17 protein-coding genes and 1 pseudogene are annotated in these 23,884 nt (G+C 62.5%); 9 read left to right on the top strand and 9 right to left on the bottom strand.

Going from position 1 to position 23,884, the window contains the following annotated elements; all coding sequences use genetic code 11:
- Positions 1 to 20 precede the first annotated feature (20 nt).
- Together L1069_RS03245 and L1069_RS03240 are read left to right on the top strand one after the other, a co-directional pair.
- Entirely contained in the window at positions 21 to 1,280 is a 1,260-nt protein-coding gene (locus L1069_RS03245) for a urate hydroxylase PuuD (RefSeq protein WP_237454772.1), read from the top strand.
- A gap of 289 nt (positions 1,281 to 1,569) precedes the next feature.
- Positions 1,570 to 1,773, top strand: a complete 204-nt coding sequence (locus tag L1069_RS03240; protein WP_129373218.1) for a hypothetical protein — start codon at positions 1,570 to 1,572, stop codon at positions 1,771 to 1,773.
- Positions 1,774 to 1,831: 58 nt separating this feature from the next.
- Here the strand turns inward: L1069_RS03240 and L1069_RS03235 are convergent, their stop codons facing one another.
- On the bottom strand, positions 1,832 to 2,749 hold the full coding sequence (locus L1069_RS03235; RefSeq protein WP_237454771.1) for a LysR family transcriptional regulator: 918 nt from the start codon (positions 2,747 to 2,749) through the stop codon (positions 1,832 to 1,834).
- Between the two features lie 206 nt (positions 2,750 to 2,955).
- Between L1069_RS03235 and xdhA the strand changes: the two genes are divergently transcribed.
- From xdhA to guaD, 5 genes are all read left to right on the top strand, one after another.
- Positions 2,956 to 4,419 carry a xanthine dehydrogenase small subunit gene (xdhA, locus tag L1069_RS03230; protein ID WP_237454770.1) on the top strand — a complete coding sequence of 488 codons (1,464 nt, stop codon included), beginning with the start codon at positions 2,956 to 2,958 and terminating at the stop codon, positions 4,417 to 4,419.
- Between the two features lie 12 nt (positions 4,420 to 4,431).
- A complete protein-coding gene (gene xdhB, locus L1069_RS03225) occupies positions 4,432 to 6,750 on the top strand; it encodes a xanthine dehydrogenase molybdopterin binding subunit (protein WP_237454769.1) in 2,319 nt (772 codons plus the stop codon).
- A gap of 3 nt (positions 6,751 to 6,753) precedes the next feature.
- Positions 6,754 to 7,647, top strand: a complete 894-nt coding sequence (xdhC, locus tag L1069_RS03220; RefSeq protein WP_237454768.1) for a xanthine dehydrogenase accessory protein XdhC — start codon at positions 6,754 to 6,756, stop codon at positions 7,645 to 7,647.
- Positions 7,648 to 7,678: 31 nt separating this feature from the next.
- Positions 7,679 to 9,274, top strand: a complete 1,596-nt coding sequence (locus tag L1069_RS03215) for a xanthine/uracil/vitamin C permease (RefSeq protein WP_237454767.1) — start codon at positions 7,679 to 7,681, stop codon at positions 9,272 to 9,274.
- 62 nt (positions 9,275 to 9,336) lie between these two features.
- Entirely contained in the window at positions 9,337 to 10,635 is a 1,299-nt protein-coding gene (gene guaD, locus L1069_RS03210) for a guanine deaminase (RefSeq protein ID WP_237454766.1), read from the top strand.
- 78 nt (positions 10,636 to 10,713) lie between these two features.
- On the opposite strand, the gene L1069_RS03205 is transcribed toward guaD, so the two are convergent.
- Positions 10,714 to 12,048, bottom strand: coding sequence for a hypothetical protein (locus L1069_RS03205; RefSeq protein ID WP_237454765.1), 1,335 nt, complete (start codon positions 12,046 to 12,048; stop codon positions 10,714 to 10,716).
- A gap of 122 nt (positions 12,049 to 12,170) precedes the next feature.
- On the opposite strand from L1069_RS03205, the gene L1069_RS03200 reads away from it, so the two are divergent.
- The gene (locus L1069_RS03200) at positions 12,171 to 13,661 is read left to right on the top strand and encodes a PLP-dependent aminotransferase family protein (RefSeq protein ID WP_237454764.1); all 1,491 of its coding nucleotides are present in this window, start codon (positions 12,171 to 12,173) and stop codon (positions 13,659 to 13,661) included.
- On the opposite strand, the gene L1069_RS03195 is transcribed toward L1069_RS03200, so the two are convergent.
- A complete protein-coding gene (locus tag L1069_RS03195) occupies positions 13,658 to 15,016 on the bottom strand; it encodes a HAMP domain-containing sensor histidine kinase (RefSeq protein WP_237454763.1) in 1,359 nt (452 codons plus the stop codon). The two genes, L1069_RS03200 and L1069_RS03195, sit on opposite strands and share 4 nt — an antisense overlap.
- Positions 15,006 to 15,677, bottom strand: a complete 672-nt coding sequence (locus L1069_RS03190; protein WP_129373124.1) for a response regulator transcription factor — start codon at positions 15,675 to 15,677, stop codon at positions 15,006 to 15,008. Before L1069_RS03190 ends, L1069_RS03195 begins: the two co-directional genes overlap by 11 nt.
- Positions 15,678 to 15,812: 135 nt before the next feature.
- On the opposite strand from L1069_RS03190, the gene L1069_RS03185 reads away from it, so the two are divergent.
- Positions 15,813 to 16,937, top strand: coding sequence for a trypsin-like peptidase domain-containing protein (locus L1069_RS03185; RefSeq protein WP_237454762.1), 1,125 nt, complete (start codon positions 15,813 to 15,815; stop codon positions 16,935 to 16,937).
- On the opposite strand, the pseudogene L1069_RS03180 reads toward L1069_RS03185, so the two are convergent.
- From L1069_RS03180 to L1069_RS03160, 5 genes and pseudogenes are all read right to left on the bottom strand, one after another.
- Positions 16,938 to 17,292: pseudogene (locus L1069_RS03180) on the bottom strand (hypothetical protein); the annotation flags it as partial.
- A gap of 203 nt (positions 17,293 to 17,495) precedes the next feature.
- On the bottom strand, positions 17,496 to 18,734 hold the full coding sequence (locus L1069_RS03175; protein ID WP_237454761.1) for an MFS transporter: 1,239 nt from the start codon (positions 18,732 to 18,734) through the stop codon (positions 17,496 to 17,498).
- A gap of 32 nt (positions 18,735 to 18,766) precedes the next feature.
- Positions 18,767 to 19,000: a tautomerase family protein gene (locus L1069_RS03170; RefSeq protein WP_164982799.1), complete on the bottom strand. Its 234-nt coding sequence runs from the start codon at positions 18,998 to 19,000 to the stop codon at positions 18,767 to 18,769.
- Between the two features lie 4 nt (positions 19,001 to 19,004).
- Complete coding sequence (locus L1069_RS03165) at positions 19,005 to 22,946, bottom strand: amino acid adenylation domain-containing protein (protein WP_237454760.1); 3,942 nt, start codon at positions 22,944 to 22,946, stop codon at positions 19,005 to 19,007.
- 130 nt (positions 22,947 to 23,076) lie between these two features.
- Positions 23,077 to 23,826 carry an arylmalonate decarboxylase gene (locus tag L1069_RS03160; protein WP_129373128.1) on the bottom strand — a complete coding sequence of 250 codons (750 nt, stop codon included), beginning with the start codon at positions 23,824 to 23,826 and terminating at the stop codon, positions 23,077 to 23,079.
- Between the last annotated feature and the right edge of the window lie 58 nt (positions 23,827 to 23,884).

The following is a 23,884-nucleotide window of genomic DNA, read 5'->3' as shown; positions in this document are numbered from 1 at the left end:
AAGCTTATGAGGAGAGAACAATGGAAGAGCTCGTGATCATGTGGGACTGGCTGGGCTTCGCGGTCCGCTGGCTTCACGTCATCACCGCCATTGCCTGGATCGGATCGTCCTTTTACTTCGTCGCGCTGGACCTTGGCTTGCGGAAGGTTCCGCATCTGCCGGTTGGCGCGCATGGCGAGGAGTGGCAGGTTCACGGCGGCGGTTTCTATCACATCCAGAAATATCTGGTGGCGCCGGAAAACATGCCGGAGCATCTGATCTGGTTCAAATGGGAGAGCTACGCCACCTGGCTGTCGGGTGCCGGTCTGTTGATGATCGTCTATTGGGCCGGCGGTGAGCTGTATCTGATCGACGCGGCCAAGGCCGATCTGGCCCTGTGGCAAGGCATCCTGATTTCCGGCGCGTCGCTGACCATCGGATGGATCATCTATGACTTCCTGTGCAAGTCGCCGCTGGGGGAAAAGCCGACCTTCCTGATGGTGCTGCTGTTTGTGCTGCTGGTCGCGATGGGCTGGGGCTACAACCAGATCTTCACCGGTCGCGCCGTTATGCTGCACCTGGGCGCCTTTACGGCTACCATCATGACTGCAAACGTCTTTTTCATCATCATGCCGAACCAGCGCATCGTGGTGAAGGACCTGCAGGAGGGCCGCACGCCGGACGCGAAATACGGCAAGATCGCCAAGCTGCGCTCGACCCACAACAACTATTTGACGCTGCCGGTTGTGTTCCTGATGCTGTCCAACCACTACCCGCTGGCCTTTGCCACCGAGTACAACTGGCTGATCGCGGCGCTGGTGTTCCTGATGGGCGTGACCATCCGCCATTACTTCAACAGCAACCACGCAGGCACCAGCAACCCGACCTGGACCTGGCCGGTGACCGCGATCCTGTTCATCGGCATTATGATCCTGAGCCAGGCACCGCTGCAGCAGGACACCTATGAAGAGTCTGAGACGCGGGAGCTGACCAAGAGTGAACAGGTCTTTGCCAGCAACCAGCATTTCGAGGATGTGATGAACGTGGTGCCGGGCCGCTGCGCCATGTGCCATTCGCGCGAGCCCTACTATGACGGCATCCGCCGCGCACCCAAGAACGTGCTGCTGGAAACCCCGGCCGATGTGGCGAAATACGCCAAGGACATCTATCTCCAGGCCGGCGCCACCCACGCGATGCCGCCCGCCAATGTGACCTATATGGAGGACGAGGAGCGCGCCCTGATCCGCCGCTGGTACGGCAGCGCCGCCAAAGATCTGCCGTTTGCACTGGCCGCGAACTGACGCAAAACCGTCTGACATTCCCAATGGCCCCGCCCCAGTGGCGGGGCCTTTTTCGTCCGCCACCACGCCTGCGCCCCCACCGCAGCATGAGCATGGAACCAGACAGCCCCGCCATGTGTTATACTGCTACAGGGTTTGCCCAGCTGCGCCGGATACCCGGAGTCTTCCGGCTTGTTCAGCCACAGCGCCATTCCCTTTCGGGCACCCTTTTCCGGCGGTAATCGCCGGGAACCGGCCGTTTGGGACCGCGGCAAAACTGCGGGGATTGGACGTTGAAGGAGGAAATGCAATGCTTAAGAAAACCATCGCTATCGGATTTGCACTCTGCACCACCCTGGCCGCTTGCGGCGACACCACCGGCGAGCAGCTGGTCTATGGCGCAGGCGCGGGCGCAGCCGGTGCTGCTGTGCTGGACGGCAATCTGGTGACAGGAGCCGCTGTCGGGGCCGCGGCCAATCTGCTTTACTGCGAGGAAAATCCGCACCGCTGCTAAGGCGAGAACCCTCGTTATTGAGAGGCGGGCCAGCGGTGCCCGCCTTTTTCTTTGGCGCCTACCCGCCCGCGTCGCTGCGCCGGAAGGCCGCCAGCCCATGTTTCACCGCATAATCGACAAACAAGCGGATCTTGGGATCCTGCAATTTCCGGTGCGGGTAAAGGCAGCCGAAGATCGTCGGCTCCGGCGGCGTGTCCGGCAATACTTCCACCAGTGCGCCGCTGCGAAGGTGCGCGGCCACATCAAACCGCGGCTTGTTGACGATACCCCGCCCGTCCAGCGCCCAGCCAGTCAGCACATCACTGTCATCGGCGTCATATTTGCCCGACACCTCCAGCTTGCGCAGCCCCTCGGGCGTTTCCAGCGTCCAGTAATACTCGGGTGAGCGCGGGTAGCGCAGCAGCAGGCAATTGTGGCCGCTCAGCAGATCCTCCGGCAGCTGCGGGGTGCCGTGGCGATCCAGATACTCCGGCGCGGCGCACAGAACCCGGGCGCAATCTGCGATCTTGCGCATCTTCAGGGTGGAATCGTGCGGTGTGCCGATGAAGAACGCCACATCCAGACCATCAGCCAGAATATCAACCTTGCGGTCCGACATCCGCATCCGGATTTCGGTCGCCGGGTAGTCCTCGACAAAGCCTGGCACCAGCGGTGCGATGATGCGGCGGCCCACGCCCAGGGGCGCGGTCACCCGGATTACCCCGCGCGGTGCGGCGGAGAATTGCGAGACCACCGCCTCGGCATCCTCAATCGATTCGAGAACCTTCTTGGCTTCGGTGTAAAACAGCTGCCCGGCCTCGGTCGGGGTCAGCGACCTCGTGGTACGGTTGAACAGACGCACGCCAAGGTGCTTTTCCAGCTCCTTTATACGTTTGCTGGCCACGGCGGGAGTCAGCCGCAGATCACGCCCGCCAGAGGTGATGCTGCCCAGTTCAACGACTCGGGTAAAGACCCGCAGCGATTCCAGATAAGACATGTTCTACAGACCTTTACTGGGCGCGTTTGCCGCTTGCCGTTTCACAGCAGCTGGCGGCGGGCACGCCGGTTCCGGCACCTATAGCCTAACCATTTTCAACAAGGTGTTGAAAGCCTTTCGCAATTGCACCCGTTAACCGGGGCAGTCAGACAGGGTAAAACAAACCTAAGCGGGCCATGACGGCCCAACAACACTCCGGAGGCCAGATGACACATCAAACCGACATCCGCTTTCTGCTGAACGGCCAGGACATCACACTTCAGGACGTGAAGGCAACCACCACGCTCTTGGACTTCCTGCGCCTGGAACAGCGCCTGACCGGCACCAAGGAAGGATGCGCCGAGGGCGACTGCGGCGCCTGCACCGTGCTGGTTGGGCGGCTGCAGAATGGCGCCCTGCGTTATGAGGCGATCAACGCCTGCATCCGTTTCCTGGCGTCGCTCAACGGCTGCCATGTGGTAACAGTCGAGCATCTCTCCGGTCCCAATGGCCGTCTGCACCCGGTGCAGCAGGCCATGGTGGAATACCACGGCAGCCAGTGCGGTTTCTGCACCCCCGGATTTGTGATGTCGCTGTATGCGCTGTGGATGGAAAACCCGCAGCCGAACGAGGCTGAAGTCGAAACCGCCGTGCAGGGCAACCTTTGCCGCTGCACCGGGTATGAGCCGATTGTGCGCGCCGCACTTGCGGTGAACCAGTACGGCACCCCGGCCAATGACTATCTGACCACCGAGCGTGACAGCCTGACCGCCGAGCTGAAGGCAATCCAGCCGCAGGTCCGTGTGGTGACCGGTCCTGAAGACGACCGCGCCATACTGCCGCTGGACGTCGCCGATCTGGCAGCGGTGCTGGCAGAGAACCCCAAGGCAACCATCGTGGCGGGCTCCACCGATGTGGGCCTGTGGGTGACCAAATTCATGAAGCCGATCTCTCCGGTGGTGTTTGTATCCCACCTGGAGGCGCTGAAGGCGGTGGAGCTGACGGATGAGGCGCTGATCATCGGCGCCGGCGTCACCTATACCGAAAGCGAGGCGGCGATCCGCAATGCCTTCCCGCATCTGAGCGCGTATTGGGACCGCATTGCCGGCTGGCAAGTGCGCAACATGGGGACCATCGGCGGTAATATCGCCAATGGTTCACCCATCGGGGACACGCCGCCGGTGCTGATCTCTTTGGGTGCCGAGGTGACGCTGCAGAAACAGGGCAGCAGCCGCACCCTGCCGCTGGAGGAGTTCTTTATCGACTACGGCAAGCAGGACCGGGAGCCGGGCGACTTTGTGGCCTCAATCCGCATTCCGCAGCCTTCGAACGGACAGATCGACGCCGCCTACAAGATCTCCAAGCGCCGGGACGAGGATATCTCCTCGGTCGCCGCCGGGGTCAGCGTGAGTGTGAAGGACGGCACGATAACCGCTGCGCGCATTGCATTCGGCGGCATGGCGGCAACGCCCAAGCGCGCCGCCGGTGCCGAGGCCGCACTGGTCGGCCAGCCTTGGAGCAAGGCTGCGTTCGACGCGGCAGCGGAAGCGGTGAAGCAGGATTTCACCCCCTTGAGCGACTGGCGCGCCTCCGCGGAGTACCGCGCGCTCACGGCCAGCAACCTGCTGCGCCGCTTCTACCTGGAACATGATGCGGGAACCGCCGGAGCCGTCCGGCTGGCCGTCGCCTGAGGAGGATTTGAGATGAAAGACCATCAGACCATCAGCGGCGCCGTGCATCAGGATCGCCAGCACGACAGCGCGATCAAACACGTCACCGGCCGCGCCGAATACACCGACGATATCGCCGAACCCTATGGCACGCTGCATGCCTATCTGGGTGTGTCCACCGTCGCGCACGCCAATATCAAGGACATCGACCTCAGCGCCGTGCGCAACGCCCCCGGCGTGGTCGATGTGCTGACCGCCGATGATATTCCCGGCGTCAACGACATCAGCCCCACCGGCAAGCATGACGAGCCGGTATTCCCGACCGATAAGATCGAATTCCACGGCCAGCCGATGTTTGCGGTGATTGCCGAAACCCGCCACGCCGCCCGCCGCGCGGCTGAGCTGGCGCAGGTGGATTACGAAGTGCTGCCGCACGCGCTGGACCCGGTCCAGGCGCAGGAGGCGGGTTATCCGATGATCACCGACCCGCTGAAGCTGGAGCGCGGCGACGTTGAGGCCGGGCGCAAGGGCGCTGCCCACCGCATCAAGGCGCAGATGACCGTTGGCGGCCAGGACCACATGTATCTGGAGGGCCATATCGCCTTTGCCATCCCCGGCGAGGACGAGGATGTGACCGTGCATTGCTCCACCCAGCATCCCAGCGAGGCGCAGCATATGGTGGCGCATGTTCTGGGCGTGGCGAACAACGCGGTCACCGTCAACGTGCGCCGCATGGGCGGCGGCTTTGGCGGCAAGGAAAGCCAGATGAACCTGTTCTGCGCGGTGGCTGCAATCGCTGCGAAGAAACACAATCGCCCGGTCAAGATCCGCCCGGACCGCGATCAGGACATGACCGCCACCGGCAAGCGCCATGACTTTGTGATCGACTATGACGTGGCCTTTGACGACGCGGGCCGCATTCAGGCGGTTGAGGGCGGCTTTGCCGCGCGCTGCGGCTATTCCTCGGATCTGTCGGGGCCGGTGACCGACCGAGCGCTGTTCCACGCGGATAACGCCTATTTCTACCCGAACGTGCTGCTGAAAAGCAGACCCATGAAGACCAACACCGTCTCCAACACCGCCTTCCGCGGCTTTGGCGGCCCGCAGGGTGTGGTCGCTGCCGAACGGATGATCGAGGAGATCGCCTATGCCCTCGGCAAGGACCCCCTGGATGTGCGCAAGGCCAATTTTTACGGCGAAGAGGGGCGCGACCTGACGCCGTACCATCAGAAGGTGGAGGACAATATCCTCGACCGGCTGATCACGGAGCTGGAGGAAAGCGCCGAATACCGCAAGCGCCGCGAGGAGATCATCGCCTTCAACAAGGAATCGAAGATCATCAAGAAGGGCATTGCCCTGACGCCGGTGAAATTCGGCATCTCCTTCACTGCGACCTGGTACAACCAGGCGGGCTCGCTGATCCATCTCTACAACGACGGTTCAATCCACCTGAACCACGGCGGCACCGAGATGGGGCAGGGCCTCAACACCAAGGTGGCGCAGGTTGTGGCCGATGCCTTCCAAGTGGATTTCGAGCGCATCAAGATCACCAAGACCACCACCGAGAAGGTGCCGAACACTTCGGCCACCGCGGCATCAAGCGGCTCGGACCTGAACGGCATGGCCGCGCTGGACGCGGCGGAGCAGATCATTGCCCGGCTGACCAATTTCGCGGCCGAGAAGTATGAAGTCTCCGAGGCGGAGGTCGAATTCCTGCCCAACCGAGTGCGGGTTGGCAGCGAGGAGATCCCCTTTGATACGTTGGTGAAAGAGGCCTATATGGCCCGCGTCCAGCTGTCGGCTGCGGGGTTCTACAAGACACCGGAAATCCACTGGGACCGCGCGGCGGGCAAGGGGCAGCCGTTCTTCTACTACGCATATGGCGCGTCCTGCTCGGAAGTGTCGGTCGATACGCTGACCGGCGAATACCGGGTGGAGCGCACCGATATCCTGCATGACGTGGGCCGCTCGCTGAACCCGGTGCTGGACAAGGGCCAGGTGGAGGGCGCGTTCATTCAGGGCATGGGCTGGCTCACCACCGAGGAACTGTGGTGGGACGGCGAAGGCCGCCTGCGCACCCATGCGCCCTCGACCTACAAGATCCCGCTGGCCTCTGACCGGCCGCGCATTTTCAACACCCAGCTGGCCCAATGGTCGGTGAACAAGAAGCGTACCATCAAGCGGTCCAAGGCCGTGGGCGAGCCGCCGTTCATGCTGGGCATCTCGGTGTTCGAAGCGCTGTCGATGGCTGTCGCCAGCACCGCGGACTACAAGGTCTGCCCCCGCCTGGACGCCCCGGCGACGCCGGAGCGCGTGCTGATGGCGATCGAAACCCTCAAAGGGCAGGGCTGAGCCATGGCCCGCCACCTTTCCCTCCAGGGTTTTCTGGCCAGCCGCAAACATGTGGTGCAGGTGCGCCTGAGCCGCGTTCGCGGGTCTTCCCCGCGCGAAGCCGGCACCTGCATGTTTGTGGCGGCAGAGAGCCTCTGGGGGACCATTGGCGGCGGCCAGCTGGAATACATCGCCATCGACCACGCCCGGCGGATGCTGAAGCAGGGTGTGATCAGCGACACGCTGGACGTGCCGCTGGGGCCGGAGATCGGCCAGTGCTGCGGCGGACGTGTGGAGATGTCGCTGGCGCAGATGCGCCAAGCGGACCGCGAGAACGCGATTGCCAAAGAACAGGCTGATGAACAGACCCTGCCGCATGTCTATGTGATGGGCGCGGGCCATGTGGGCCGGGCGCTGGCGGATCTGTTCCAGCATATGCCGGTGCGCTGCATCCTGATCGACCAACGCGACGAAGAACTGGCCCTAGCACAAGCGGATGTGGAAATCCGCCAAAGCGCCATTCCCGAGATCGACATCGCCACCGCCCCGGCGGGCAGCGCCTTTGTTGTTCTCACCCATGATCACGCACTCGATTTCCTGCTTGCCTCCGCTGCCCTGCAGCGCGGCGATGCTGGATACGTGGGCCTGATCGGATCGGCCACCAAGCGGGAGAAATTCCGCCGCTGGTGCCGGGACCATTGCGACGGTCAGCGAACCGACCGTCTCATCTGCCCCATCGGGGCAAGCGGCAGCCGCGACAAGCGGCCCAGCGTCATCGCGGCCTTCGTGGCTGCGGAAGTGATCGCTGAATTGACCTCTGAAACTGCCGCGTCCGCTCCAGCACGGAGCATTGATTTGCCCCAAACGGGCAAGCAACCGGACGCAGAGGGAGACACGGCTGGAGTGATCAGCCGTTAAGGACTGCGTCCTCTGATAGGAGGAGGCCGCCATGACCACAGGGCGGAGCTACACATACAAACTGTTCGCGCGGAATGACTTCAGTGCATTTTGGGCGTTGTTCACCGACAACCTGATCAACCTGATCGTGCTATCTGGCATCTGTCAGTTTGTGTTCAACATGCCGGCGGACATCGTGTTCGGCCGCATTGTGCCCGGCGCCGCAGTGGCGATCCTGGCCGGTATCGCGGTTTACACCTGGCTGGCCAAGCACACCGCCGAGAAACAAGGGCGCGACGTGACCGCGCTGCCCTATGGCATCTCAACGCCCGTGATGTTCGTCTATCTGTTTGGGGTGATCGGGCCGATCTACTGGTCAACCAATGACGCGATGCTGGCCTGGCAGGTGGGCATTGGTGCGGGCTTCATGGGCGGTATCGTGGCTGGCCTTGGCGCCATCGCTGGCCCCTGGCTTAAACGCGTGACTCCGCGCGCCGGTATGCTCGGCACCCTCTGCGGCATCGCGCTGGTGTTCATCGGCACCGTGCCGCTGGCAACGATATTCGAGGATCCGTTCATCGGCTTTGCCTCGATGATCATCATCCTGTGGGGCCTGGTCGGCCGTCACCGGCTGCCGTTCAACATCCCCGCCGGTCTGCTGGCACTGATCGTCGGCACTGTTGTGGCGCTGGGAATGGGCAAGGCTTCGGTCTCGTTCGAGGGTGTGGGCGTCTACCTGCCGATCCCCTATTTCGGTGACCTGATCGCCGGTATCCAGCATCTGTTTGCCAACCCGGAGCTGTTCCTGGTGCTGGTGCCGGTGCAGATCTACAACTTCATTGAGACCATGAACAACGTCGAAAGCGCCGAAGCGGCGGGCGACCATTACCCGGTCGGCCTGTGCCAGGTGACCGACGGTGTCGGCACCATGATCGGTGCGGTCTTCGGCTCGCCGTTCCCGACCACCGCCTATATCGGCCACCCTGCGTATAAACGGATGGGCGCGCGCTCGGGCTATATTATCGGCGTTGGCCTGGTGATCCCCTTTGCCGCCTTCTTTGGCCTCCTGGCGTTCCTCAACAACCTGATCCCCGTGGCCGCTGCCGCACCGGTGCTGGTGTTTGTGGCGCTCAGCCTGGTGACCAATACCGCGCATTCGGTGAAGACCGACCATATCGCTGCGGTAACCATTGCGATGATGCCGCATGTCTCGGCCTTCCTAGTGATCAAGTGGGGTGCATTGGCCGGCGCATTGGGCGCATTGGGTGCCACCGGCATGGCCCAGCTGGGTGACGCTGAGCTGACCGCAGCGCTGCTGCAGCAGGGCGCGCATTACGAAGGCCATCTGGCGCTCAGCCAGGGTGCCATCCTGACCGGTCTGATCTGGGGTGCCATCGTGGCCAGCGTGATCGACGGCGATTTCCGCAATGCGGGCGGCTTTGCCCTGGCGGCGGCGGTGATGTCGCTGGTCGGCGTGATCCACTCTGCCAGCCTGCACTGGCCGGAATTCAGCGGCGTGGCAATGGGCTATCTGATCGCGGCTGCCTTCCTGTTTATCTATCCGATCTTCCACAAGGCGGATGAGACAGAGAAAGCCGAAAACGGCAGCATCGACTCCAAAGCACCGCACTTGCCAGCAGGCGAATAATCCCAAATGAAAAGGGGCAGGGGGCATAGGTCCCCTGCCTGCCAACCAAGGACATCAAAGACATGACATCGAAACAGACGCTGCTGCGCGGGCGGGTGCTGACCTTCACCGCCGAGCCGCAAGGCGCTGACGACACCAGCGCCTATGAGTTCATCGAGGACGGCGCGCTCTTGGTGGCGGACGGTATGATCCTGGCCAAGGGCAGCTATGGCGATCTGGCCGCGCAGGCGGCGGGCGCCGAGGTGATCGACCACCGCCCGAACATCCTGATGGCCGGCTTCATCGACACCCATCTGCATTTCCCGCAGGTGCAGGTGATCGCCTCCTGGGGATCACAACTGCTGGAGTGGCTGAACAATTATACCTTCCCTGAGGAGGTCCGCTTTGCCGATCCCGGCCACAGCGCTGATATGGCCGGGCATTTCTTTGACTTGCTGACCAGCCACGGCACGACCACCGCCGTTGCCTATTGCTCAGTCCACAAAACCTCCGCCGAGGCCTATTTCTCCGAGGCCGCACGCCGCAACATGCGGATGATCGGCGGCAAGGTGATGATGGACCGCAACGCGCCCGAGGGCCTGCTGGACACGCCCGTCAGCGGCTACGACGACACCAAGGAACTGATCGCGAAATACCACGGCAAGGGCCGCGGCATGTATGCGGTCACGCCGCGCTTTGCCATCACCTCCACCCCCGGCCAGATGGAAATGGCCGGCGCGCTGGTGAAGGAGCACCCGGAGTGCTACGTGCAGACACATCTGTCGGAAAACCACGACGAGATCGCCTTTACCGCCGAGCTGTACCCGCAGGCGCGGGATTATCTGGATGTCTACCAGTCCTACGGTCTGCTGACAGAGAAGATGCTGCTGGGCCACTCGATCCACCTGCAACCGCGCGAGATCGATGCGCTGGCCGAGACCGGCGCCAAGCCGGTGTTCTGCCCGACCTCAAACCTGTTCCTGGGCAGCGGGTTGTTTGACGATGCAGGCCTGCGCGGCCGCGGCATCACCAATGCGATTGCCACCGACATCGGCGCCGGCACCAGCTATTCGATGCTGCAGACCCTGAACGAGGGCTACAAGGTTCTGCAATTGCAGAACCAGAAACTGCACCCCTTGCGTGCCTTCCACTGGATCACCCGCGGCAACGCGGTGGCGCTGGGGCTGGCGGACAAAATCGGCACGCTGGAGGCCGGCACCGAGGCCGACATCGTGGTGCTGGATTCCCGCGCCACTCCGGCGATGGATCTGCGGATGCAGAGGGCCGAGACCCTGTCCGAGGAGCTGTTCATCCTCCAGACCCTGGGCGACGACCGCTCCATCGCCCAGACTTATGCGGCTGGCAAGCCGATGAAGGTCTGAGGCTCCGTTGAAAAAAGACCGGCCCTTGGGCCGGTCCGTAGCTGCCGGACAGAAACGTCCCGGCAGGGAGTGAAACCTTCAGGAACGGCGCTGGACCGGCTCCGCGCCATAAACTTCCTCAAGAATAACCTCGACTAGATCGAACTCTGTGTGCAGGTTGACGTCCTCGAAATAGATGTGGCTTGGCCAGGCCTGGCTGACGTGGTTGTCCTTGGGCAGGTCCACATGGGCGCAGACATTGCGGATTGCCGCCACATGGGTCCGCGCCATCCCGCGGGTTTCCGCCTTGGTGGCGTCCAGATCCTCGATGCTGTTGCGGTCGATTTCGGGTGAGCCGATGCCCGAGGTCAGCGGCATGTTGCGGGCGATCGCCTGCTGTTCATAGAAAGAGATGTCAACCTTGTCCGCAGCCAGCCGCATTATGAAGACCGGATTCACGCTCACCTTTGCATCTGTCAGCTCCAACAGGGCCGGGTTTTCCAAAGGCGCCGGTTCGGGTGTGGCAGCGGTGCTTGCCTCGGTGCCGCCGCGGCGGCGGGAGCGGCGGTCTTTCTTCCTGGCCAGCGTCACGTGGTCGCCGCGGTAGTTATTGTCGAACACCCGGTCCGCATAGGGCTTGTCCCGCAGCATGTGCCGGATCGCGCGGATCGACATGTTTTTGCAGTTCTCAGGCCCGATAAAGAAGGGCGAGCCGGAGGCGTCCGACAGTTCGATCCAGCCGTTCGGGAAGGTGGCGATATGGTGGTCCATCCACGGCCCCAGCACAACGTCGCCCAGGTGATACAGCAGTGCGTTCACCTCATCCGGATCATTCACAACATCGCCCAAAAGCGGTTCTTGCCCATAGATATCGGCGGCCAGGCTGTAGGGCGCAGTGATCTGCAACAGCGGCGGCAGGCCGGTCAGCTCCTCATGCACCCGCAGGATTTTGGTGATCGCCAGCGGCACGCCGGTGGTGAATTCCGGAGTCTTCAAGTCGCGCCAGTTGTCCTTGTTGATCAGCATGTTATCGGGGTCGGCGCCAGGCGGGTATTTGTCCGGGTACATCATGGTCTGGCCCAGCGGCTCGCAGGACCAGGCATACAGCGCCCAGGTAATATAGAACTTGTTCACCCCCAACAGCCGGCTGACCGCAAGGTTGGCGCGGACATAGCGATAGGGATCCTCGTGGTAATACTCGCGGGTCTCGATCCCATAAAGATCATTCAGCACCGCCAGCGCCAGCATGTGCACCGAGGCGACGCTGTTGACCCGGTTCGGGTCGGCCTTTTGCCCGAAATTGGCATCGAAACCGCCAGCGATAGCGGCGTCGAACACCCGCTTCATTTCTGCTTTGGCTTCAGCATCGCCCGCCTGCCAGGACCGCAGCAGGTCCAGCCCCTTGGGGAATGCGTAATCTTCGATTCTGGTCATGGATCGGCCTCAAACCTTCGTGAACCCGTGGCGCGTTTTGCACCAGTTTGGATTGAGACTACTAAAGAGTGGGCACATCAAATATACCCGTTATAGACCCAACTATAGACCCACTTGGACCAATGCCAAAATCCCCGGGCGGCGCCTTGCTGCAAGGTTTCACAATCGAACGCGACTCCCCGGTGCCGATCTACCGGCAGCTGGATGCCTCCTTGCGGCGGCTGATCCTGGACGGTTCGCTTGCCCCGGGGCAAAAGCTGCCCTCCACCCGCGAGCTGGCACAGGAGCTGGGGATTTCACGGATCACGGTCAAGAACGTCTATGAACAGATCATTGCCGAAGGCTATGCCCAAGCGAAAACCGGAGCCGGCACTTTTGTTGCCGAGGGGCTGGATACAGAGGCTTTTCCGCAGGTCCGCGCACCGCGGCACAGAGAAAAACCGGCAGATTTCGAGATTTCGGACCACGCGCGAACCATCACCGCGTCAAAGTCCCTTGCCCGCTACGGCGAGACGGCTCCTTTTCGCCCCGGCGTGCCTGCGCTGGACCAGTTTCCTGCGAAGCTCTGGCAGAAATACATGGCCGGGGCCATGGAACGGAACGCGCGGCGCAGCCTGAGTTACGGGCAGGTGAATGGCAATGCAGCCCTGCGCGTGGCGATTGCCCGCCATCTGGGTGATGCACGCGGCATGAAGGTTGATGCGGAGCGGGTCATCATTACCTCCGGCGCGCAGCAAGCCTTTGTTCTGATTGCTTTTGTATTACTCAATCAGGGGGATACGGTCTGGTACGAAAACCCCGGCCATATCGCAGGGCGGGACGTGATGCAGATTATGGGGGCCCATGTGGCACCGGTGCCGGTGGACGGCGAGGGGCTGGATCTGGACCATGCCGTCCGCCGGTATCCGAAGCCCGCGCTGATTTTCACCACACCGTCGCATCAGCAGCCATTGGGCACCACGATGAGCCTGGGGCGGCGGCTGGCACTGCTGAATTACGCACAGGAGAACAACGCCTGGATCATCGAAGACGATTACGACAGCGAGTTCCGCTACCGTGGCCGGCCGCTGCCCGCGCTCAGTGCCTTGGACAGCGCGCGGCGGGTGTTTTACGTGGGCACCTTCTCGAAATCGATGTTTGCGGCAATGCGGCTGGGCTATGTGGTGGTGCCGCCCGAGTTTGCCGGAACCTTTGCCACGGCGCGCAACCTTTTGGGGCAGAACTCCTCCGCCGTGGTGGAGGAGGCGATGGCGTGTTTTATGGCGGACGGACGGTTCACCGAGCATATCCGCAAGATGCGCAAGCTATACCGGGTCCGCCGGGATGTGCTGTTTGAGGCCCTCAGCCGTGATTGCGCGGCTTGGCTGGAGCCGCAACGCACAGATGCCGGGATGCATATGGTGGCCTGGCTGAAACACGGGATTGATGACGAGACGGCCCACCGCGCACTGCTGGCGGCGGGCATCGACTCGCTGCCAATCTCGGTCTACTGCATCGAGCCGATTGGGCGCGCGGCGCTGGTGCTTGGGTTTTCCGGCGTTGATGAGCGGATTATTCCGCGGCTGGTCAAACGGCTGGCTGAGGCGCTGAACGAGCTCAGGTCAGCGCGCTAACCGCTGAAGGCCACCTCAACTTGCAAGCCGGGATTTGCATCGGACAGGGTCAGCCTGGCGCCATGCAGCTCGGCAATTGCCGCCACCAGGCTGAGGCCGAGACCGCTGCCCTGGGTGGTGCGGCTTTGTTCCAAGCGGTAAAGGCGGCGCAGCACATTCTGGTGCTCGGCTTCGGGAATACCGGGGCCGTGGTCGCGCAGGGACAGGATTGTCTCCCTGTTGTGCTGCAGCGACAGGCTGATGCCGGAACCTTCCGGCGTGTGGCGCAGGGCGTTTTCGATCAGATTTGCCAGCAACTGGCCGAGCAGCGCCCGGTCACCGCTGACCAGGACCGGCGCCTGCGGCAGGCTGAGCGTGAACCCCCGGTTTTGCTCTTCTGCGGCCGGTTCATAGATTTCGGCAAAGGTCGTTGCGATTTCGCAGAGGTCCACCGGTTCGAACCGCGATCTCGGCGTGCCCCCCTCCAGCTGGGCAATCTGCAGCAGCGCCTGAAAAGTACGGGTGATGCCGTGGGTCTCCGCAAGTGCCTGATCCGCCAGCGTTTGCGCATCTGACGGCAGGTCCGGTATTTCCTGCAAGCGGGCAAGCTGCACCGCCACCCGCTGGATCGGCGTTTTCAGGTCATGGGCAATATCGGCAGAGACCTGCCGCAGCGCCTCGGTTGATTGCTGCTGTGCCCGGGCCATGCGGTTCACGCTCTGGCCGATGCGGGTGATGTCGCTCCGGCGCGCCGCTTCCGGCACCCGAGCGCCAAGATCGCCGGAGGTCAGCGCCGACAGGGTGTGCTCAATCCCCGCCAGCGACCGGGCCGAGCGCCGCGCCAGCAGCACGCCGCCCAGGACTGCGATGGCAATGGCCGGCAGCAGGCTGAAAAACAGCACCCGCAGATAGGTCTGCCGCAGGTCGTCCAGAGGCTTGGCAGTCTGCGCGACGGTCAGCAGCCCGCCGTGGATGTATTCGCTAAGAGAGATAAAGCGGCCGGTAATCTCAACCGGAGCCGGCCCCAGTGCCACGACCCGGAACCCTTCCTGCTGCTGCATGATCGCCGCATTGCCGGCCACGATCCGCCCGCCCGGGCGGCGGTAGCTGAGCAGACGCCGTTGCGGATCGGTCTCGGCGGTCTCGGCATTGACCAATGCGGCCAGTGCAGCGGCGGAAGGCGTTGCCCGGAAACCCGCCATATCCTGTGTCAGGCTCTCCTCGATCGCCTGCCGCTGGGCACCATGCGCAACATAGTAGGTGATCCCAAGGCTCAGCGCACTGGCCGCCACAAACAGCAGCGACAGCCACAACGACTGCCGCATCGGCGACGAGCGCAGCAAAGCCCGCGTGCGGATCCGCCGGTCACCCGGCAATCCGGTACCCCGCACCGCGCACGGTTTCGATCAGATCGCTGGCAAAGGGCTTGTCCATCTTGGCGCGCAAACGGGAGATATGGGTCTCCACCACATTGGTCTGCGGGTCGAAACTGATGTCCCAGACCGCCTCCAGCAGCATGGTGCGGGTCTGCACCCGGCCCTTGCGGCGCATCAAATGCTCCAGCAGGCGGAATTCGCGCGGCAGCAGGTCAATCGCCTGCCCTTCGCGGGTCACCGTGCGGCGGACCAGATCCATCTCCAGATCACCAGCCCGGAGCACTGTTTCCTGTGTCTGCAGCCCCGGGCGGCGGGCGAGGGCAGCAACACGGGCGGACAACTCGCCAAAGGCGAAGGGTTTGACCAGGTAATCATCCGCCCCAGCCTCTAGCCCGTCGATCCGGTCGTTCACGCCGCTGAGCGCGGTCAGCATGATGGCAGGCGTGCGCAGCCCGGCGCCGCGCAGGGTCTTGATCAGGCTCAGCCCGTCCAGGCCGGGCAGCATCCGGTCGATGATCAGCACGTCGTAATCAGCCGCGTTGGCCTGCAGCAGCCCCTCGCGTCCATCAGTGACAAGGTCAACACTATGCCCCTCTTCGCGCAATCCCGTGGCCACATAAGGCCCCGTTGTCGTGTCGTCTTCCATCACCAGGATCTTCAAGGCTTCCCCCGCTTTGCTGCCGGCCCGGTGATACACCGTGCCGCGCCTCTGCACACATTACAGATCTGTATAGAAGACGTCAGGACATTGAAATCCGCACCCGCCATCTGCCTTGCATCACTTCAACGCAAGGAAATGAAGATGCCCAAAACCTACGCTCCTAAACGGTTTGCCTTTGCCCTGACCGCTGCCGCCTCAGCAGCGGCGATGTTTACCCTGGCGCCTGCGCCCGCTCTGGCGGTGCCGGCGGGCGGTTATGCGGATCTGGTCGAAACCTTCTCGCCTGCGGTTGTGTTTGTCGAGGTGACTGGCAAGGCGCAGCCGGCTTCCGGCCGGCAAACCATACCGAATGACCAGTTCATGGAAGAGTTCATGCGCCGGTTCGGCGGCAAAATGCCCCGGTTCGACGACAGCCGCCCGGTGAAGGGCGCTGGCTCCGGCTTCGTGATCTCCGGGGACGGGCTGATCGTCACCAACCACCACGTGATCGACAATGCCCAGACCGTATCCGTCACCCTGGCCGATGGCAGCGTGCATGAAGCAACCGTGATCGGGGCCGACCCGCTGACCGACATTGCCCTGCTTAAGGTCGAGGCAGACGCACCGCTTACCGTGGTGGAATTCGGATCCTCAGACGCGCTGCGGGTGGGGGATGAGGTGCTGGCCATGGGAAGCCCCTTCGGCCTGGCAGGCACGGTGACATCGGGCATCGTCTCGGCCACCTCCCGCAATATCAACGCCGGGCCGTTTGATGACTTCATCCAGACCGACGCGGCGATCAACCGGGGCAATTCCGGCGGTCCGCTGTTCAATGCCGAAGGTGAGGTTGTCGGCGTCAACACTATGATCTATTCGCCCGGCGGCGGCTCGGTCGGGATCGGCTTTGCCGTGCCCTCGGACATGGTGCAGAAGATCGTCGCTGATCTGGAAGATGATGGCGAGATCACCCGCGGCTGGCTGGGCGTGCAAATCAAACCGCTGTCCGAGGACGCCGCCAATGTCCTGGGCCGCGAGGCAGGCAAGGGCGTGGTGATCGAAAGCGTGGCGGCTGACAACCCTGCGGCGGAGGCCGGTCTCAAACCTGGCGACGTGGTGCTGCGGTTTGGCGACAGCGGCATCACCGAACTGCGCGACCTGACAGCTGCGGTGGCGGCGAATGCGCCAGGGGAGGCAGCACAGATCGACGTGCTGCGCAGGGGCAAGGAAATAACCCTGGATGTCACCTTGGGCGACCGCGCCAGCCAGGGTCAGGTATCATAACCAATCGGCGTCATGCCCGCGATCACCGGGCAGCCAGTCCACGTTTGGCAGACTGCTGGGCCAAGCCCGGGAACCGATGCAGCCGCTGACTTGCCCGGCGGCAACAAACAGGTTGATCGGGCGCCCTTGGCTATCACAGACCGCAAGCAGCTTGGTATTCATGCCCCCCTTGGTTCTGCCGGTCAGGCGGCCACGCCCCCCTTTTTCACGGCCATACTGGTCGCGGTGCGGTGTGCCTTAAGATAGGTCGCGTCCACTGGCAGGCAGGGCATCACTCAGTGATGTCCCGAGAGGGGATCATGATCGTATTCTCTTTGCGTTGCTCGGCAGCCAGGGCCGCCATAATCCGCACAAAGTCATCCTTATTGCCGTTGCCCGCAAGCTTGTAACAATCGTCAATGCACTCTGCAAATCCCGCCGGAAATGGGCCGCTCAAACCGTCTGAACAATACAGGTGCTCGGTACATTTTTTCATCAGCATCAACACAACAGATGCTATCCCCGTTTTGCAACGGGGATAGCGCGGCAGGATAGAGCCTGCTTGGGGAGGAACTGGTGTCAGCTGGCTGCGCGCAGTCCGCGGTCCAGGGAAACGCTGCGCAGCATGGTGGAGAAGCGTTTGTAGCTTTCAGGAGAATAGCGAACAGCAAAGAAGATCATCAGGAGCGAACCTGCCGCCATCACCAGCCAGACGTTGCTAAGGTCTGACATTGCATCCCGAACGGCACCAGCGGACAAAGGCACGAAGCTTGCCAGAATATAGCCGCCGCCCTGCACGAAAGAGGTGAAGTTGCCTGCGGTTGTGGGATCATCAACGTGATCGATGGCTACAATGATTGACAGCGGGAACAGAATGCCGATGCCAACACCCAGCAACGCCATTGCCAGGAAGGACATGTCAATCGGGGCGGTGTACAGCACGCCGAAACCCAAAGCTGTCATGATCAGCGCAACAACCAGCGGGCCGCGGCGGTCCGGGAAATGGTGAATGAAAGCCGCCACGCCCAAGGCTGTTGCCGCTTCGATCACCGTCAGCACCGACAGCAACAGGCCTGCGGCCCCTTGATCCAGTCCCTGTTCCAGGTAAAAGGGCGGGATCCAGGCCATCACCAGCATGAAGGCGCCGGTGCCAACCCCGAAAAACAGCATCAGCGACCAGCAGCGCGCGCTGCGCCAGAACTGCGGCGGCGTGGTGCCCGCTGCGGGGGCAGGCGCTGTGCGTTCGCTATCGGCGTTACGCGCGGCCATGGCCCAGATCAGAACCGCGAGAACTGCGGGCAGGCCCCAGGCCGCCAGAGTACCCGTCCAATCCAGCGAAGACGCTAGCCCTGCAGCCGTACCCGCTGCGATGCAAGCCCCCGCCACGATCCCGGTGGAGTAGAGGCCGATCACCCGGCCGGTTGCAGCGCCGAAATTGCGCTTGGCGAAGCCCGGCATGAGCGATTGCACCATGGCAATGCCAATCCCGGCCCCGGCGGCGGTGACAAGAAGGCCGGCACCGGTAGGCAGCCACATGCGGGCGGCACAGGACAGGGCGATGATCAGCGCGCCCAGCGTGATGCCGCCGCGCTCGCCCAATGCCGCACGCAGCTGGCGCACATAGATGGCACCAATGCCCATCAGAAACACGGGGATCATGGTCAGGAAGCCGATGATAGTGGAATTGACACCGGTATCGCCTAGGATTTGTGACACCAGCGGGCCGATGGCAGCGACAGCCGGGCGCAGGTTCAGTGAGATCAGGAATATCGCGACCAGCAGTAACGCTGGTGACGCTTTGGCAATGCGTGTGGTCATGGGGTGTCCTTTCAATAGGTTGTATGCGGGGGTCAAACCGCCGAGTAATCCGGCGATTTGATCAATTCTTGCGGACGGGTTTTGATGTCCGGGACAAAGACGCTGCCGTGCCAGTCATCCGGCGCCACCGGACGCAATGCGATGGAGACCGCGTGCGGGGAGCAGCCAAAGGCCTGAGTGACCGACCGGGTAATGGCGTCGCAAAGGGCGGCGTGCTGTTCCGCCGTCAGAGTGGCGTCGAAATGTTTGATAATGACGTGGGGCATGGGTTCAGGCCTCTTGCAGATTACGGGTTTCAGGGCGGGGTGGCTGCCATGCCGGAACGTGGCGGCGAATTGCAGCGGCCAACTCAGCAACGCCGCCGGGTTTGAGCAGCTGATAGTGGTCCGCAGCAAGCGTGTGGACCGGCGCCGGAGCGGCAAGAGTGCGGGTGGCTTCCTCCAGGAAGGAGATATTGTCGCCTGATGCCTTGAACAGGCGCACCGGCGCGGTCACCTGGCGCTGTTCCATCTGCAGCCCGTATTCCGGCGCATAGGTCTGTGCCACCAACCGGGTGATACGGCCGATCATGCCCAGGTCGAGATCCGGCTTTTCGGCAGCGATATACGATACGAAGCCATCCAGATCCGAGACCTGTTCGATCACCGGGGCCACCCGGTCCGCAGCGATAGTCTGCGCAAAGACTGAATACAGGATGGTCAGGAAGGACGGATCGCGGAACAGCGCGGCCTCATCCGCGCGCACCGGATCGCCGTCGGGCAGCTCCGGGGAGCCTGGCGCGATCAGGGTCAGCTCCGCTACCTCGCTGCCCGCCTGCTCCAGCTGGTAGGCGGTCTCATAGGCCACCCGTGCTCCAAAGGAATATCCCCAGAGCGTGTAGGGCCCCTCCGGCTGCGCCTGACGGATCAGTTCGGCGTCGCGGGCTGCCATTTCCTGGATCGAACCGCAGACTTGTTCGCCGGGGTTCACGCCCGAGGCCTGCACGCCGATGACGGGACGGGGCGTGTCAATCTCCCGCGCAAGATGGCGCAGGTTCATCGGGTAGCCGCCAAGGCCGGGCCAGCAGAATACCGGGCCGCCTGTGCCTTTCTTCAATGGTACTGCACGCGACAGGCTGGAGTCTGCGCTGCCGCCATCCAACCGGCGTGCCAGTGCCTCGATCGTCGTGTCCTCAAACAGCACCTGCACCGGCAGGCTGGCCTCAAAGGCCCGGTTGATGCCCTGCACCAGTTTGACGGCCTTCAGCGAGTCACCGCCGATTTCAAAGAAATCGTCCTGTACCGATACGTCCTCGATGCCCATTTGCGCGCACCAGATCCCAGCCAACCGGGTTTCCGTATCGTTGCGGGGGGTGATGATCTCACGTTCGGCAGCGGCATCGTCGAACTCGAGGAGCGCCTTGAGGGCATTCACATCCACTTTGCCCGACGCGCTGCAGGGGATCGACGGCACCAGTGCCAGCTTGCTGGGCACCATATAGTCGGGCAGCGCGGACTGCAGGTCGCGGCGGATCAGTTCAGCCGGACCTTCCATATGCACGCTGTCTTCGTGCATGCCTTCATGCGCAATTTGTTCGGCGCTGACCTTGCCGAAAACGGCGCTGTAACAGGCACCGGAAGTAAAGCCTTGCGCGCTCAGGATGTCCTTAAGACGGACCGCCGCAACAAGATCATTTCCCGATTTGGAGCTGTAGCCGGACGACATGGTCCCGATCCGGCGGCTGTTCTGCTGCACCCGCTGCAGGCTGCGGCCCAGGTCGATATAGGCGTGCCAGCGCTCCGCATCCCGGCTGACCATCGAGATCATGCCGCTGGCGCGCTGATAGACCCGCTGGTTGATGGCGATTACATGGCGCTGTTCCATGATGTGGCCCGAGAACGGCTGCAAGCCGCCATCGCGGTAGGCATAGTGCCCCGGCTCCAATCCCGACACCTTGCTACCATGCGCCTGTACATAGAAATCCACCGGCAGATCTGTTTGCCGGTCGGCATGTGCAGTGACCGCATAGCCCGCAATATAGATATGATCCGGGCCGCATTGCAGATGGGGCAGCGCGTCCGGCGCATCCGTGCCCGCACCGATGCCCAGCCCATGCGCCGGCAGGACATGGTCCATCAGGCCCAGGATATGGCCAGTCTCAAATTCCAGAACTTCGCGGATGTTGTTTTTGTAAACCGGTTCAATCGCCGGAATATTTCCCACGAAATGCAGCTGCATTACCGGCTTGGCCGAGGCCGCGCGCGGCGCTGTCAGAACCAGTTCATGGCGGGCCGGATGGTAATAGTAATAGCCGGGCTCAAACCCCGCCACATTGGCCAGCTCTACATAGACTTGTGTCGCGTTCAATGCGCCCGGTGAGGCATAGGCATGCTTGGGCAGCAGCCGTTCCCCGCTGGTGAACTGACCTAGCCAGCGCAGCAGAAAACCCAGATCGCCGGCGCTGAGCGTCTCAAGCCCGCCTGCGGCTGAGGCCGGTTGTTCCGGCTGCGCCAGAACCGCAAGCACATCCTCGGCCGAGACCTCTCCACCTTCGTAGAAACGATAGGTCTTGCGGGCAAAAGCCAGCTGCCGCTGGGCTGCGTCCGCATCGGCCCCCGCCAAGGCATAGGTTTTGCGCCCTTCGGTTTCCGCCGTGCTGCGCAAGCCCGCGCCGGACAGCTGCGCGCGCACTTGCAGGCGGCTTTTCTTGCTGTGGTGGTGGGCACCGGCATTGCCCTGATCCATCAGCGGCGCTTCACGCGGGTTCAGCTCAATACCGGCAGCAAGAACCGGCTGGCCGGTGCGGGCATGCGGTTTCACAAACACCCCGGCGGCCTTGACCCAGTCGTGGTTCTCAATCGCCAACCGGATTTCATCCAGTTCAATCCGGTAGCCGCGGAATTTGACCTGATTGTCGGCGCGGCCCTGGAATTGCAGGCTGCCATCGGGGTTGCGCCGCACCAGATCCCCGGTTTTGTACAGCCGCAGCGGCATGCCGCCAGCCGGGCTGATCCAGGTGATAAAACGCTCGGCGGTCAGTTCGCTGCGATCATGATAGCCATTGGCCAGCTGACGGCCGCCGATATAGAGCTCCCCGGCTGCGCCGTCGGCAACAGGTTGTAGATTTCCATCCAGAATCCAGCAGCTTGTATTTGCAGCTGGCTGGCCGATCGGGATCATCTCCGGGCCGTTCTTTAGCGCTGCCGGATCCACCGTATGGGCGGTGGCGTTAATGGTGCATTCGGTCGGGCCGTAAAGATTCACCAGACGGCAGCCGGGGCGGGACTCAAAAATCCGGGCGGCCAGTTTGCGGGTCAAGGCTTCACCGCCGCTGAACAGGCTGGTCAGGCTGGTGCAAGTTTCGAATTCCGGCAGGTCAACCAATGCCTGCAGCAAGGTCGGGACCCCCTGCAGCATAGTAACCCCATGCTGTTTGACCTGCTCAATCAGCGCTTCCGGGTCGCGGTAGACGCCGGGGCGGCCCATCACCACCTGAACGCCGCAGCAGACTGCCAACAGCTCCCACTGGGCGGCGTCAAAGCTGACGGGGGTTTTCTGCAGGATGACTTCGCCTACACGCAGCTTCTGCTCAGTCTGCAGCCAGGACAGCTGGTTGAGGATCGCCGCATGGGAAATGCCAACCCCCTTAGGGGCACCGGTGGTGCCGGAAGTGTAGATCATATAGGCCAGATCATCCGCCAGCAGCGCAGGGCCGCACAAACAATCGCTGTCTTCCCGGCCAGGGACCGCATCCAGCGCATCCAAGGTGATCACGGTAACTCCCGGCAGGATCATCTCGGCCAAGCGGCCGCGCAGCTTGGCCTGGGTGACAATCACGTCAATACCCGCATCGCGGATCATATAGCTCAGCCGGTCCACCGGGTAATCAGTGCCCAGTGGCAGATAGGCGCCGCCTGAGAACAGAATACCCCAGAGGCCGGCCATCATCTCGGCCGAGGAGTCCGCGAACAGCCCCACCCGGCTTCCCGCGCCGACACCTGTGCGTTTAAGTCGGGCGGCCAGGCGGGCGGCATATTCAGCCAGATCGCTATAGCGCAGTGCGCTGGTATCATCGCAAACCGCGATTTCTTCACCGCGGCAGCGCACCTGCAGCATCAGCATATCAATCAGCGAGGTGCGTTCCGACGCAGTGCGCAGCAGCGCACGGGTGATATCGGTCTGCTGCGGGCGGGCGGTAACGGGTCTGGAGAGGAGCGAGTTGGGGGTGCTCATGGTATGTCCTGTCAAGTATTGGAATGTTCGTTACAAAACTGGTGGCCACTCACCGCCGAGGCAGGCCGGCAGTGAGAATGCTGCTATTCGGATTAGATGCCAGCAGCAGGTACGCCTGCTACGGAACGAGTCAGTGGTTTTCGTAGAGAAAACCTCGGCCGGAGATCGGGTCGGTCACGCCGCAGCTGCGCAAAGCGTGCCAGTAAAGAACCGCATTATTCGACAGCACCGGTTTTCCAATCCAGGTTTCCGCGGCAGCGGCAAAATCCGCCATGGGAACATTGGTTCCCACTTGGACAATGGCTTCCACATCCGGTCCGTCAACGTCCAGCACCGCGTCACGCAGGTTTGCCGGGGAAACGTCCGAGATATTTGACGGCGTCCGCCCACCAAGCCCATGCGTGGCCGCAACCTCGATCCCGCTGTCGGTGAAGAACCGCGAAACCGGTTCATCGCCCAGTTCCAGATAGGGCGAAATAAGGCCAATTCGCCGGATTCCGCCAAGTGCCTTCAACGCTGCCAGGATTGCATCTGCGCTCATAATGATCTTTGCACCACCTGCTGCTTCCGCAAGACGGCCATGCAATGCCTCATGCGCAGCGTGGCCTTCCCAATAGCCATCTGGCGATACCGCAGCAATGATCGCCCCGGTGCCGCAATGGCGCAGGCTGCGGATGGCGTCCGGGGTGGAGCTGCGGATGTTTTCAATCACCCGGTTAAAGCCGTCCGTATGGGTCAGGGAATCGTCATCAATGAGCATCCTGCCGATGTGATTGGTGACGCCAAAGGGGCGCATGTCCTCCATTTCAGGCTGCGCTGAGGTGTTGGTTGACGGGATGGCAACGCCAATGCGCAGCCGCTTGCCGAGAAAATTGCTCATAGTCAGATCCTGTAAATATATAAATTCTTGAGAGCAGCGGCCCAATGGCCGCCGCTGC

Origin of the sequence: Leisingera sp. MMG026 (assembly GCF_021654205.1) — a bacterium.
Classification (GTDB): domain Bacteria; phylum Pseudomonadota; class Alphaproteobacteria; order Rhodobacterales; family Rhodobacteraceae; genus Leisingera.
Note: the sequence above shows the minus strand (reverse complement) of the source record. Positions and strands in the feature narration are given on the sequence as shown.